General features: G+C 61.1%; 13 protein-coding genes. 5 read left to right on the plus strand and 8 right to left on the minus strand.

Translation table 11 applies throughout. The annotated features are described in order from the left end of the window. Positions 1-6: 6 nt before the first annotated feature. Both NKH42_RS25965 and NKH42_RS25970 read right to left on the minus strand, forming a co-directional pair. On the minus strand, positions 7-879 hold the full coding sequence (locus NKH42_RS25965; RefSeq protein WP_352752765.1) for a phosphoribulokinase: 873 nt from the start codon (positions 877-879) through the stop codon (positions 7-9). 5 nt (positions 880-884) lie between these two features. Continuing rightward, positions 885-1,931 (minus strand): class 1 fructose-bisphosphatase, encoded by a 1,047-nt coding sequence (locus tag NKH42_RS25970; RefSeq protein ID WP_352507753.1) that lies wholly within the window; start codon positions 1,929-1,931, stop codon positions 885-887. Between the two features lie 123 nt (positions 1,932-2,054). On the opposite strand from NKH42_RS25970, the gene NKH42_RS25975 reads away from it, so the two are divergent. Beyond that, the gene (locus NKH42_RS25975) at positions 2,055-3,014 is read left to right on the plus strand and encodes a LysR family transcriptional regulator (protein ID WP_352507755.1); all 960 of its coding nucleotides are present in this window, start codon (positions 2,055-2,057) and stop codon (positions 3,012-3,014) included. A gap of 128 nt (positions 3,015-3,142) precedes the next feature. Here the strand turns inward: NKH42_RS25975 and NKH42_RS25980 are convergent, their stop codons facing one another. Next, a complete protein-coding gene (locus NKH42_RS25980) occupies positions 3,143-3,505 on the minus strand; it encodes a hypothetical protein (protein WP_352507756.1) in 363 nt (120 codons plus the stop codon). Positions 3,506-3,585: 80 nt separating this feature from the next. On the opposite strand from NKH42_RS25980, the gene NKH42_RS25985 reads away from it, so the two are divergent. From NKH42_RS25985 to NKH42_RS26000, 4 genes are all read left to right on the plus strand, one after another. Beyond that, positions 3,586-4,164, plus strand: a complete 579-nt coding sequence (locus NKH42_RS25985) for a TetR/AcrR family transcriptional regulator (protein WP_352507770.1) — start codon at positions 3,586-3,588, stop codon at positions 4,162-4,164. Positions 4,165-4,211: 47 nt separating this feature from the next. Further along, positions 4,212-5,516 (plus strand): beta-ketoacyl-ACP synthase II, encoded by a 1,305-nt coding sequence (fabF, locus tag NKH42_RS25990; RefSeq protein WP_352507757.1) that lies wholly within the window; start codon positions 4,212-4,214, stop codon positions 5,514-5,516. 66 nt (positions 5,517-5,582) lie between these two features. Beyond that, the gene (locus NKH42_RS25995; protein WP_352507758.1) at positions 5,583-6,398 is read left to right on the plus strand and encodes an oxidoreductase; all 816 of its coding nucleotides are present in this window, start codon (positions 5,583-5,585) and stop codon (positions 6,396-6,398) included. Positions 6,399-6,657: 259 nt separating this feature from the next. Beyond that, on the plus strand, positions 6,658-6,858 hold the full coding sequence (locus NKH42_RS26000) for a hypothetical protein (RefSeq protein WP_352507759.1): 201 nt from the start codon (positions 6,658-6,660) through the stop codon (positions 6,856-6,858). A 27-nt stretch (positions 6,859-6,885) separates the two neighbouring features. Here the strand turns inward: NKH42_RS26000 and NKH42_RS26005 are convergent, their stop codons facing one another. The 5 genes from NKH42_RS26005 to NKH42_RS26025 all read right to left on the minus strand — a co-directional run bounded on the left by NKH42_RS26005 (position 6,886) and on the right by NKH42_RS26025 (position 11,517). Continuing rightward, positions 6,886-7,515, minus strand: a complete 630-nt coding sequence (locus NKH42_RS26005; RefSeq protein WP_352507760.1) for a hypothetical protein — start codon at positions 7,513-7,515, stop codon at positions 6,886-6,888. Continuing rightward, positions 7,515-8,375, minus strand: coding sequence for a lanthanide ABC transporter permease protein PedC (locus tag NKH42_RS26010; RefSeq protein ID WP_352752829.1), 861 nt, complete (start codon positions 8,373-8,375; stop codon positions 7,515-7,517). Before NKH42_RS26010 ends, NKH42_RS26005 begins: the two co-directional genes overlap by 1 nt. Positions 8,376-8,386: 11 nt before the next feature. Then, a complete protein-coding gene (locus NKH42_RS26015; RefSeq protein WP_352507761.1) occupies positions 8,387-9,175 on the minus strand; it encodes a lanthanide ABC transporter ATP-binding protein PedB/LutE in 789 nt (262 codons plus the stop codon). A 98-nt stretch (positions 9,176-9,273) separates the two neighbouring features. Beyond that, entirely contained in the window at positions 9,274-10,245 is a 972-nt protein-coding gene (locus NKH42_RS26020; RefSeq protein ID WP_352507762.1) for a YVTN family beta-propeller repeat protein, read from the minus strand. 21 nt (positions 10,246-10,266) lie between these two features. After that, the gene (locus NKH42_RS26025) at positions 10,267-11,517 is read right to left on the minus strand and encodes a lanthanide ABC transporter ABC transporter substrate-binding protein PedA1 (RefSeq protein ID WP_352507763.1); all 1,251 of its coding nucleotides are present in this window, start codon (positions 11,515-11,517) and stop codon (positions 10,267-10,269) included. Between the last annotated feature and the right edge of the window lie 361 nt (positions 11,518-11,878).

The following is an 11,878-nucleotide window of genomic DNA, read 5'->3' on the forward strand; positions in this document are numbered from 1 at the left end:
TCCTCCTCACGACACACGGTTCTTGCGTTCGATCAATTGCAGGATGAGCGGCGTCAGGATCAGCTGCATGGCAAGGTCGAGCTTGTTGCCGGGCACCACTATGGAATTCGGCCGCGACATGAACGAATCGTGGATCATCGAAAGCAGGTAGGGGAAATCGATGCCGCGGGGATTGGCGAAGCGGATGACCAGCATCGATTCGTCGGGTGTCGGAATCCAGCGCGCGATGAACGGATTGGACGTGTCGACGATCGGCACGCGCTGGAAGTTGATGGCGGTCTGCGAAAACTGCGGGACGATGTAGCGGACATAGTCCGGCATGCGGCGCAGGATCACGTCCATCACCGCCTCTGTGGAATAGCCGCGCGTTGCGCGGTCGCGGTGGATCTTCTGGATCCATTCCAGATTTATGACCGGCACCACGCCGATCCTAAGGTCAGCGTGCCCGGCCAGGTTGATTTTGTCGGTGACGACGCAGCCATGCAGGCCCTCGTAGAAGAGCAGGTCGCTCGGCGGGAATTCGCGCCATTCGGTGAAATGTCCCGGCGGCGTGCCGTACTGCCTTTCCTCATCCTCGTCATGGATGTAGGTGCGGGTCTTTCCGGTTCCCCGGCGGCCATATTCCTCGAATACCTCTTCGAGGATTGCCAATTCATTGGCCTCGGCATGGAAGTGGGTGAAGTTCGGATTGCCCGCCTTTTCCTCCTCGGCCACCTTCGCCTTCATCGTGGCGCGGTCGTAGCGATGGAAAGCATCGCCTTCGATGAAGGCGGCCCCGATGTTCTCGCGCCGGAAGATCAGTTCGAAGATGCGCTTGACAGAGGTGGTGCCTGCGCCCGACGACCCGGTGATGGTAATGATGGGGTGCTTTGCCGACATGGTCTTCAGGCCCTGAAAAGGCCGCGGCGGCTGAACAGCGGCGCGCGTTCGCCGATGGCGCTCGGCTCGGTGTGGTAGCGGGTGATGCGCGCGACTTCGCGCGCGGATCCGAAAACCATGGGCACGCGCTGGTGAAGGTTCTCTGGTTCGATTTCGAGGATGCGGGTGATCGTATCGGTGGCGGCACCGCCCGCCTGTTCGACGAGATAGGCGATCGGGTTTGCCTCATAGACGAGGCGCAGTCGCCCCTGGCGGTAAGTCTTGCGCTTGTCGCCCGGATACAGGAATACGCCCCCGCGCATCAATATGCGGTAGCAGTCCGCGACCAGGGAGGCGATCCAGCGCATGTTGAAGTCCTTCTCGCGTGGGCCTTCGGTGCCTTCAAGGCAGTCGTCGATGTAGAGCCGCACCGCCTCGTCCCAATGCCGGTAGTTGGCGGCGTTGATGGCGAACTCCTGGGTTCGCTGCGGGATGATCCGGCTCTCGTAGGCCTGGACGAAGGTGCCGAGCCGGGTCGAGAGAAGGAAGACATGGGTGCCGCTGCCGAGCGACAGAACCAGCGCCAGCTGCGGGCCGTAGATGAAGAAACCGGCGCCCAGCTGGTTCACGCCTGCCTGCAAAAATGAGGCGGCCGGATTCCTATCCGGCTCACCAATTGCAGGGAGGAGCGAGAAGACCGTTCCGATCGACACGTTGGTGTCGATGTTGGATGAGCCGTCGAGCGGGTCGATGGCGATGGCAAGAGCCGCTTGCCTGTCTAGCAGCACCGGCTGCTCCAGTTCCTCGGAGGCGTAGAGCGCGACCGGAGCGTGGCGCATGGCGTCGAGGAAGATGTCATCGGCAAAGACATCGAGATCCTTCTGGATGTCGCCGTCAGCATTGGCGCCGCGGGTTCCGGCAAAGGCCGTGCCGAGCACCCCTTGATTGATGGTGTTGCGGATCGTGGTGGCCGCCTGCGTCAGCTGACGGATGGTCGCTACGACCGCGGAGCGCAGTTCGTCCGGCTCGCCAAGATAGGAGTTCAGAAAAGCGTCGAGCGTTGCCGCTGGCATCGTAACCTCCCGATCCAGCCGCCTCTCCTCGGGTCGGCCGGATTGGGAAAAGAGAACAAACGACGCTGGATAAGTAAAATTCAATAACTTTACTAAGGCAATAAAAAAATTTTAGTATGCCATATGAGAAACCTCACGCTTAAGCAATTCAAGACCGTTCAGGCAATCATCAGCCACGGAAAAATCGTCAGCGCGGCCAAGGTCTTAGGCCTGTCTCCTCCAGCGGTGACGATCCAGTTGCGGCAGGTGGAGGAGGAGTTCCAACTGGCCTTGTTCGACCGGACATCGGACGGCATGCGTCCCACTGCCGCAGGTCTGGCCTTCGTGGAGACGGCACAGGCCATCGAGGAGCGGCTTCGTCTGCTCGAAGACAAGATGGATGCGATCAAGGGCGTGCGCGCCGGCAGCTTGCGGCTCGGGGTCGTTTCCACGGCCAAATATTTCGCGCCGCGGCTGATGGCCGCCTTCATGAAGGAACATCCCGATATCGACATGCGCCTTGCCATCGGCAACCGCGCCGAGACGATTGACAATCTGAAGAACCACGACATCGATATCGCGCTGATGGGACGCCCGGCCAAGGAAATCCCGGTGCGTGCTTCGGTCTTCGGCGATCACCCGCTGGTCATCATCGCACCGCCCGACCACCCGCTGGCGTCGGCACGCGACATTTCCAAGGAGCGGATCGCCGAGGAGCATTTCCTCATTCGCGAGCCCGGCTCCGGAACGCGCATCTCACTGGAAATATTCCTGAGCGACGTGCCCGGCCGCATCGACGATCTCGGCGTCGAGATGGACTCTAACGAGACCATCAAGCAGGCGGTGATGGCCGGGCTCGGCATCGCGTTCATCTCTGCCCACACCATCGCTGCCGAAACCGAAGCCGGCCGGCTGGTTATCCTCGACGTTGTCGGCATGCCGATCCGCCGGCAATGGTTTTCGGTGATGCGCAGCGATCACGCGATTTCGCCGGCGATGGCGACCTTCCACGATTTTCTGATGCGCAAGGGCGCGATGTACCTGCCCCTGTTCGGCAAGCTCTATCCGCACGAGGAACCGAACACTGGAGGTCGCGCGAGTTAGGGCGCGGGGTGCAGGCAAAACGCTTGCCCCCAAACTTATTCGATAGCGTGATCGAGGCACCGTGTGGCGAGCCGCGCGGACGCGAGAGCCAACGGCCAGTAGCACGCAGGTTGCGGCTACACGTCGGCTCAGCGCATTGTCGCGTCGGCTCGCAGACGCCTGTTCGTCTCGGTCGAGACCGTCACCTGCTCGCCGGACCTTGAGAACGCGTAGAGCGAGCCCTGGTGACCCGGCATGGAAAAGGCCACGGAGTCGTCGTCGGCGAGACCCATTACGACGCGCAGCGGATCGCCCCCGGTCTTCGGCGCGAAGGTGGCGGTGACCTCCAAGAGGTCGCCGTCGACCGGGACGTAGTAGACCACCATGTCAAGGTGTCCCTCGTGCAGGCTGCCGCCCTCGATCGGGCGTCCGATGGTGGCCTCCTCGGCAAAAGCCGGGGTCGCAAGAAACAGCGCGGCCAGGAGCGATGCGCTCAGGTTTTTGCGGATCATCTCATATCTCCTTTTTTAGATTGCATTCGACCTCTATACGATTTATAGATTACGAATGCAATCCAAAAAGGAAGCTAACGATGCGCGTAAGTCGTACCCAGGCCGCGGAAAACCGCGAAACCGTTATCAATGTGGCAAGCCGCCTTTTTCGGGAGCGCGGTTTTGACGGCATTGGCCTTAAGGATCTGATGAAGGGTGCCGGGCTGACCCAAGGCGCTTTTTACAAGCAGTTCGCGTCAAAGGAGGACCTGGCGGCGCAGGCGTCCAAACGGGCGATGGAGAGCGCCACCCACCGATGGTCGGCCGCGATTACGGCAAAACCCGAGGATCCGCTTGGCGCGGTGATCGCGTTCTACCTCAGCATGGACCATCGCGAAGAAAGGATGGACGGCTGCCCGATCGTGGCGCTCGGTTCGGATGCCGCCAGACAGGGCGTGGACGTGAGAGCGTCGTTCGAAGCCGGGATCAGGGAATATCTTGAGATGTTTGGTAGTTGGGTTGGCGAGGCCGACGGCGAGCGGCCCGGCGACAAGGCCATGGCCATTCTCTCGACAATGGTCGGTGCGGTGCTCCTTTCGCGCGTCGTCAACGACCCCGACCTCGCGCAGGCATTTCTGGATGCGGCGACAGAACAGGTTCGCGAAGCAGCCGGTGCTTGAACGGCGTGCGCAGCGCTGGCGGCGCACCCAAATTGATAGGAAAATAGATGCGACGGATTGTTGTCACAGGCATGGGAGCGGTCACGCCCCTTGCTGCCGATGTCGAAGCGTCCTGGTCGCGCCTCCTGGCCGGTCGCTCGGGTATCCGCAGGCTTCCGGACGATGTGGTGGGAGACCTCCCGGCGAAGATCGGAGGGGTGGTTCCCTCCCTGGAAGAAGACCCCGAAGCCGGCTTTGATCCGAATACCGTCCTGGCTGCGAAGGACCAGCGCAAGGTAGACCGGTTCATCATCTTCGGGCTCGCGGCTGCCGAAGAGGCACTCGCCCAAGCAAGATGGACGCCCGTCTTGGAAGCGGATCGCTTGCGCACGGCCATTATCATCGCGTCCGGCATCGGCGGGTTCCCTGCCATAACCGAGGCGGTGCGCACGGTGGACCTGCGCGGCGTCCGCCGCCTCTCGCCGTTTACGGTGCCGTCCTTCCTGGTAAACCTCGCGGCGGGCCACATCTCGATCCGCCATGGCTTCAAAGGCCCGCTCGGTGCACCGGTGACGGCGTGCGCGGCCGGCATCCAGGCGATCGGCGATGCGGCTCGTCTCATCCGGGCAAACGAGGCCGATATCGCCGTGTGCGGTGGAACGGAAGCATGCATGAATATCGTCAGTCTCGGTGGGTTTGCTGCCGCACGCTCTCTTTCAACCGGCTTCAATTGGGCGCCGGCTCAAGCCTCCAGACCGTTCGACAAGTCGCGGGACGGCTTCGTCATGGGCGAAGGAGCCGGCATGCTGGTCATCGAGGAATTGAGCCACGCGCTGGCGCGCGGCGCAAGACCGCTGGCCGAGCTTGTCGGCTACGGCACGACGGCGGATGCTCATCACGTCACCTCCGGTCCCGAGGACGGCGACGGTGCGCGCCGGGCCATGGAGATCGCAATCGCCCAAGCAGGGATTTCGCCCCGCGAGGTTCGTCATCTCAATGCCCATGCGACCTCCACGCCGGTGGGCGACCTGGGTGAGATCGAAGCGATCAAGAGGGTGTTCGGGCGCGATTTCGCGATAGCTGTCAGTGCTACGAAATCGGCGACCGGACACCTGCTCGGAGCCGCTGGCGGGCTCGGAGCTATCTTCGCAATCCTGGCGCTCAGGGATCAGATGGCACCGCCGAGCCTCAATCTGAGCGCTCCCGATCCGGCCGGCGACGGGATCGACTTCGTCGCAAACCAGGCCCGGCCGATGGCGATGGACTACGCAATCTCCAATGGCTTCGGCTTCGGAGGCGTTAATGCCAGCGCGCTGTTCCGGCGCTGGACGGATGATCTGGCCGGCGCGAGCACCGGAGGCGCTCATGATTGACGCCTTTCGCTCCGACCTTTCGCGCTTCTCCCCCGCAATGCAAACACGAAGAGAGATGTGATCTTCATGAACAGGACCAATCTAGGCGTCGCCCTGGTGACCGGGACATCCAGCGGCATCGGGCACACAACGGCCAAAGCCCTGCAGAACGCGGGCTTTCGCGTGTTCGGAACCAGCCGTCGCGCGGTCGTCGACCGATCCGATGGCGTTACCATGCTGGCCTGTGACGTGACCGATGACACGTCCGTGGCGAAACTTGTCCAGGACGTGCTGGCCGAGACCGGGCGCATCGACCTGCTTGTCAATAATGCCGGTGTTGGCCTGCTTGGTGGCGCGGAGGAGTCCTCGGTGGCCCAAGCCAAGTCGCTGTTTGACGTGAACGTCTTTGGCGTTATGCGAGTAACCAAAGCGGTGTTGCCGACAATGCGCCGCCAAGGCAAGGGCAGAATCGTCAATTTGAGCTCGGTGCAGGGGTTCATTCCAGCTCCCTATTTCGCGCTTTATTCGTCGACCAAGCATGCCGTTGAGGGCTACTCCGAATCGCTCGACCACGAACTGCGTCCTTTCGGAATTCGCGTCGTGTTGGTGGAGCCCGCGTATACCCGCACCTCATTTGAAGAAAATCTCGCCAGGCCGGATCAGTTGCTCGATATCTACGACTCTGCGCGCGCCGGCATGAATGCAGCTGTGCGCAAAGCGATGGAAAAAGGCGATGCGCCGGAAGTGGTGGCCAGGACCGTTTTGGCGGCTGCGACCGATCCCGCTCCGAAGGGGCGCTATGCGGCTGGAAAAATGGCGCGCCAGGTCAGTTTCCTGCGCCGTTTCGTCCCCGCATCCGCATTCGACAAAAGCCTGCGAAAGCAACTCGGGCTCCCGGTTTGATGAAATCGACGAACAATCGGAATCATCGACGCTGGAAACATCGGCACCGCATTGGCGCGGCGCAACCTGACGCGATTGCTCTGGAGAACGCCCTGCGGTCGTTGGCGTTAGATTAGCGGTATGTTATGTTGCGGCGCGAAAGAGCGGGGGCCACCTCCCTTCACACCCGTAAGCGATCTGTATGTGCGACCCCTGCAGACTGGTGGGTAACACGGAAACCTCCCGGCATGGGTTCGGGATTCGATGGGGACAAGGGGCAATGCTTTACACGCTCGTTATGATGGTCTGCCTGACGGCTGTGCCGCAGACCTGTGAACAACGCGAACAGATGGTGGACGGCCTGGCGATGAATCCCGGGACCGCGTTCATGCAGGCGCAGCCGCTGGTCGCTCAGTGGATCGAGACGCATCCCGGTTATTTCGTGCAGCGCTGGCGCGTGCTACCCGGCCGGGGTTCGTGATATCCGCCGCGACGATCGAATGAGCTTCTATTTCTTCGCGCCGAGCGTTTCCGAGACGACCTTGGACAATTGATAAAGCCGCTGCTCGATTATCGTCGGCACTTCACAGACGTAAGTCAGTGATTGGACGCGTTCATTGAAAATTCGCGTTGCGAATTTCAGCTGTTCGGTTCGCCGATCGATCTCTTCGGGATCTGCATCCGGCTTTGCCCGCAACGCATCGACATCGGACCCTTCCTTGCGCAACGCGGCGGCCATTTCGAGCTGCTTGTGGGCGTAGCGGGAAATGCCCGAAATCACCTGCGAGCGCTCGGCGTCCAGGTGATCGAACATGCCTTGCACCAGCATCGCCATTTTGGGTGCAAGCTGTTCTGCCGGCAAGGAAGCCGCGAAATCCCTGATCTTCTTTTGAGCTTCCGCAATCGGCATCCGGCGAGCTGCCACTTCCTCGATCAGGGCGGAGATGGTGGGGTCCTTCGACCAGTCCTTCGCCGCTGAAGGAAGGTCCGGTCCGTTCCAGATCTGGCCGAGCGACAGTTGCGGCACCTTGCGCTGCATGCAGGGCCAGTCTGGATCGGGGTTGGCTGCCATGGCGTTGATGCCCGGCGCGAGCATGGCAACCAGAGCCAGGCCGCGAACAAGGCTCATTCGTGCCATCAGGTATTTCCTCCCGTGTCCTGTTTGCGGGTCATCAGGCCGCGCGAAGGGTCGTAGGCGATGATGGCGGCGGCAAGGAACAGCAGCGTGCAGCTGGCAACGACGGCTAGCGACAGCCACTCAACCTGGCCGTAGAAGGCGAAGCGGATCAGTTCGACGGCGTAAGTAAAAGGATTGGCGAGGCAGATCTTGTAGAGCAGGGGGCTAGCCTCCTGGATACGCCACAAGGGATAGAGTGCCGGAGAAGCGAAATAGCCGGGAAAGATGACGAAGTTCATGATGCCAGCGAAGTTTTCGAGCTGCTTGATCATCGAGGACAAAAGCATGCCGAGCGCGCACAGCATCATGCCTGACAGGAACAGCGCAGGCAGTACGGTGAGATAGCAAAGCGGCGGCGCCTTGACGCCCCAGAACCAGGCAACGATAAGGAACGCGTAAACCTGCGCGATCGACACGGCGACACCGGCGAGCATCTTCGAGATCAGTAAAAACCAACGCGGGAAGGGGCTGACCAGCAGGGTGCGCATGTTGCCCATTTCGCGGTCATAGACCATCGACAGCGAAGACTGCATGCCCGAAAACAGCAGAATCATGCCGCACAGGCCCGGCGTGATGTAGACCTCGTAGAGCACGTAGGTCTTGTAGGGCGGGATGATCGATACGCCGAGCACCTGCCGGAATCCGGCGGCAAAGATGAACAGCCAGACGAGCGGCCGAACCAGCGAGGATATGAAGCGCTCGCGCTGATGCAGGAAGCGCAGGCACTCCCGCACGACGATCCCTTTGAGGCAAATGAGGTAGTGACGGAGCCCAAATTGTTCGAAACTCACCGGCGTGAGGGTCGCGACTTTTGCGGGCATTGCGGGAGCGCTCACGGCGACATCTCCGCGATGCCGCTTGTTTCGATGCGGTTGAGCTTGGAAAAGGCGTCGCGGATCGAACTGGCACCGCTCGTCGCAACGACGTCGGCCACCTTACCCTTGGCCACCAGGTCGCCCTGCCGCAGCACGACGACATGGTCGCCGTCGTCGACCTCATCGATCAGATGCGTCGCCCACAGCACGCCGATGCCCTCGGTTTCGACGAGGTTGCGGATGGTGGCCAGAATGCCCGCACGCGACTGGATGTCGAGACCGACCGTCGCCTCGTCGAGCAGCAGCAGCGAAGGGCGGTGGAGCAGCGCCCGCGCGATCTCGATGCGCCGCATTTGGCCGCCGGAAAGACTGCGTGCCTTGTCATGCTGACGGCCCTGCATGTTGACTGTATCCAGCAGCGCGGCAATGCGCTGCCGGGCATGGTGTCCGCCGATGCCATGCAATGAGGCGTGGTAGGAGAGGTTCTGGTGGACGCTGAGGTCGAGGTCGAGCGTGCGTGCCTGGAACACGATGCCGACACGCTTGAGCGCTTCGCCCGAAGCGCGGCCGACGTCATGGCCGAAGATGCGGATCGATCCGCGGCGGGTGCCGTAAAGATGGCTGATCAGTGAAAACAAAGTTGTCTTGCCGGCGCCGTTGAGGCCGAGCAGAACGGTGAAAGTTCCCGGCGCGATCGAGAATGAGACATCGTTGAGCGCCCGCTTCGCACCATAGGAATGGCTGACGCCGGCAACGTCGAGCGCCGCCACCTCGTCTCCAGCTCCGCTTGTCCTCACATGCTGCATGCCGCTGGCTCCTTGGGGGCGCGCTGGTTATCTCGTGCACTTGCAACATCCCCGCGGCAAAGATTTGTCATGTCGGCCTCCCTGATAATCCCTGCGGTCTAGTGGGGCGATATGGCCACGCCCCAAGGCTGCTGGCCCACCGTGACCGATTGAACCGGCTCGTCCGTCGCCGTGTCAATGAACGTGATGTCGTTGGAATTGCCGTTGGTGGTGATCAGCGTCTTCTGATCGGGGGTGAAGTCGAGATGCCAGACGCGTTGGCCGACCAGGATGTATTTTTCCACCTCGTAGGTTTCGGTATTGATGACGGCGACGTGGTTCGCCGGGCCGAGCGCGACATAGGCTTTCTTGCCGTCGGCGCTGATCGCGATGCCGACCGGCTGGATAGTTTCGGGCCGCAGTCCCGCAATCGCGAACTGGATCTTCTTCACCACCTCGCGCTTGAAACTGTCGATGACGCTGACGGTGCCGCCGATTTCGGCGCTGACCCAGATCTGTGATCCGTCGGGCTTGAATTGCGCAAATCGTGGACGCGTGTCGACTAGGACATTGTCGGTCACCTCATGGCTGTCGGTGTCGATGAAATGCGCCATGCTGGTGGTTTCGGAGGTGTTGACCATGGTTTTGCCATCGGGGCTGACGGCCATGCCTTCAGGCTCCACCCCAACGGGAATCTCGGTCGTGACTTGCTTGCTCTCGATGTTGATCGCGGTGACGAGATTGTCGTCCTCGTTGGCGACGTAGAGCGTCTTGCCGTCGGGCGAAAGCACGAACAGTTCGGGATCTGGGCCCGATGGCAGCGTGCCCACGATCTGCAGCGTCGCGGTATCGATGATTTCGATCGTATCGTCATCGCTGGCGCACAAATAGATGAACTTGCCGTCATGCGAGATGGTGATACCGCGCGGCCTTTGGCCGACTTCGACGGTCTTCACCACTTGCATCGTCGCCGTGTCGACGACCGTTATCGTATTGTCTTTCTCGTTGGAGACATAAACGGTGTAAGCCCACGCCGGATTGGCCATGACGCCGGTTGCGAGAATGGCGAGTGCGCAAGCTCGTCTCTGCACGAAGATTCCTCCCGATTGGTTCTACTTAAGGACGCATTTCGTTTCCGGCTGATCGACGCCGAGTGTATCGAGCTCGGAGATTTGGTGGAGATAACCCTCCTGTGGCGATGTCGAGACGACGGATTTGGTGTCGCCGAGCAGGATTGGCTGGCGAAGCTGATGGTTCCACTTGCGGAAGGTCAGCTTCTGTCCCTTGAAGGCGGCGACCGAGAAATCGTCCGAGCGGATGTAGTCGCCGATCTTCTTCGGATCGTCGCCATTGGTCCGCGTGCTGGCTTCGCCCACCACCCGCACCGCCGTCCAGGCCGACATGTCCTTGGACAGCATTCGCCGACCGGTCGTCCTCAGGAAACGGCTCTGCATCTGGATGCCGCCCCATTGCTCGCTCGCGGGATGCCAGGAGGACGCGACAAGGCCCGCCGTGCCGGCGACCAGCCGCGGTGTCCAGGTGCGGTAGGGCACATAAGTTCCGAACACCTCGCTCTCATCGGCGACAAGCACCACGTCATGCTCCGGCAGATCCTGCGTGAACACGGAAATCTGCTGCTGTATCTGCGTGGCGCCGGTGTCGGTGCGGCGCGCCGTGCCGGTGTCTTTGAACTCCTTCTCGGCGACGATCTGACCGCCGAAGCGGGCCGCCGCGCGGCGCAGCGCGTCCGCGTAGAGATGATCCTGCTCATGCGAACCGTAGAGCAGCACCCAATTCGGCCATTTCTTTACCACGAGATACTGCGCCAGCGCGTCAGCCAGCATGCTTCGCGTCGGCGCGATATGGAAAATATTTATGCGGCAGTCTTCCTCGCGCAGGCTGTCGTCGGTAGCACCGACATTGAAGACCAGAACGCGCTTGTCGCGGGCGATGTCTGCGATCGACAGCAATTGCATGGCCGAGAGGTCCGCGACAACATAGCGGTCACCTTTGGCAATCAGATCGTTGAAGGCTTGGACCGCGTCGGCGTCCGGCTTGATCTCGGTTATGTCGAGGCTGAATTTCTGGCTGAGGAACTTTCCTGTCGTATTGTTGTCGCCGATCGCCACATTGGCGCCGGCGACACCTTCGTCGCGTGGCGGCAGGTCCAGCAGGGAAAGCGCCAGTTGCGGCGCGTAGGCCCGCAAATAACCTATTCTGATTTCGGTTATTTTTCTTTCCGGCCTGTCGGTTGCGATCGGTTGCTTGCCCGTCACTTCCTGGGCCATCACGTCCGCAACGTCGGCGGTCTGGAAAAAAAAACACAAAAAGGCCGCGAGAGTGCCTGGCACCGCGCTCGTCATCGATAAAACTGCCTGTTCTTGCACTAAAGTCCGATTGTTCCCGGACCAGCGCGAATTCAAGGTGCCCACAATGAGCTTAGCGGACCCCACAAGATTTATCAAAGCCCTGCAAGTGGACTTGCGTGTCTGCTTTAGTCCTATGCCTTTTCGTGGGAATACGGCGATGAATGAGCGTGTTGCGGTCTTGGACTCCGAGATCATCCGCAGCAATGCCGGAATGTGAAACTCTATGGGTTGTCTTGGGAGGATTGCCTGATGAAAACGCGCGCCGCTGTTGCCGTCGCCGCCGGAAAGCCGCTGGAGATCATGGAGGTCGACCTCGAGGGTCCTCGCGATGGCGAGGTGCTGGTCGAGATCAAGG

It is taken from the genome of Mesorhizobium sp. M1142, from assembly GCF_040318565.1.
In the GTDB taxonomy this organism is placed as follows: Bacteria; Pseudomonadota; Alphaproteobacteria; order Rhizobiales; family Rhizobiaceae; genus Mesorhizobium.

Coding starts and splice junctions, on each gene's coding strand:
- NKH42_RS26010 (WP_352752829.1), bottom strand. CDS start 8,375: ATGCCCGCAAAAGTCGCGACCCTCACGCCGGTGAGTTTCGAACAATTT.
- NKH42_RS26015 (WP_352507761.1), bottom strand. CDS start 9,175: ATGCAGCATGTGAGGACAAGCGGAGCTGGAGACGAGGTGGCGGCGCTC.
- NKH42_RS25975 (WP_352507755.1), top strand. CDS start 2,055: ATGAGAAACCTCACGCTTAAGCAATTCAAGACCGTTCAGGCAATCATC.
- fabF (WP_352507757.1), top strand. CDS start 4,212: ATGCGACGGATTGTTGTCACAGGCATGGGAGCGGTCACGCCCCTTGCT.
- NKH42_RS26000 (WP_352507759.1), top strand. CDS start 6,658: ATGCTTTACACGCTCGTTATGATGGTCTGCCTGACGGCTGTGCCGCAG.
- NKH42_RS25995 (WP_352507758.1), top strand. CDS start 5,583: ATGAACAGGACCAATCTAGGCGTCGCCCTGGTGACCGGGACATCCAGC.
- NKH42_RS25980 (WP_352507756.1), bottom strand. CDS start 3,505: ATGATCCGCAAAAACCTGAGCGCATCGCTCCTGGCCGCGCTGTTTCTT.
- NKH42_RS26025 (WP_352507763.1), bottom strand. CDS start 11,517: ATGACGAGCGCGGTGCCAGGCACTCTCGCGGCCTTTTTGTGTTTTTTT.
- NKH42_RS25985 (WP_352507770.1), top strand. CDS start 3,586: ATGCGCGTAAGTCGTACCCAGGCCGCGGAAAACCGCGAAACCGTTATC.
- NKH42_RS25965 (WP_352752765.1), bottom strand. CDS start 879: ATGTCGGCAAAGCACCCCATCATTACCATCACCGGGTCGTCGGGCGCA.
- NKH42_RS25970 (WP_352507753.1), bottom strand. CDS start 1,931: ATGCCAGCGGCAACGCTCGACGCTTTTCTGAACTCCTATCTTGGCGAG.
- NKH42_RS26005 (WP_352507760.1), bottom strand. CDS start 7,515: ATGGCACGAATGAGCCTTGTTCGCGGCCTGGCTCTGGTTGCCATGCTC.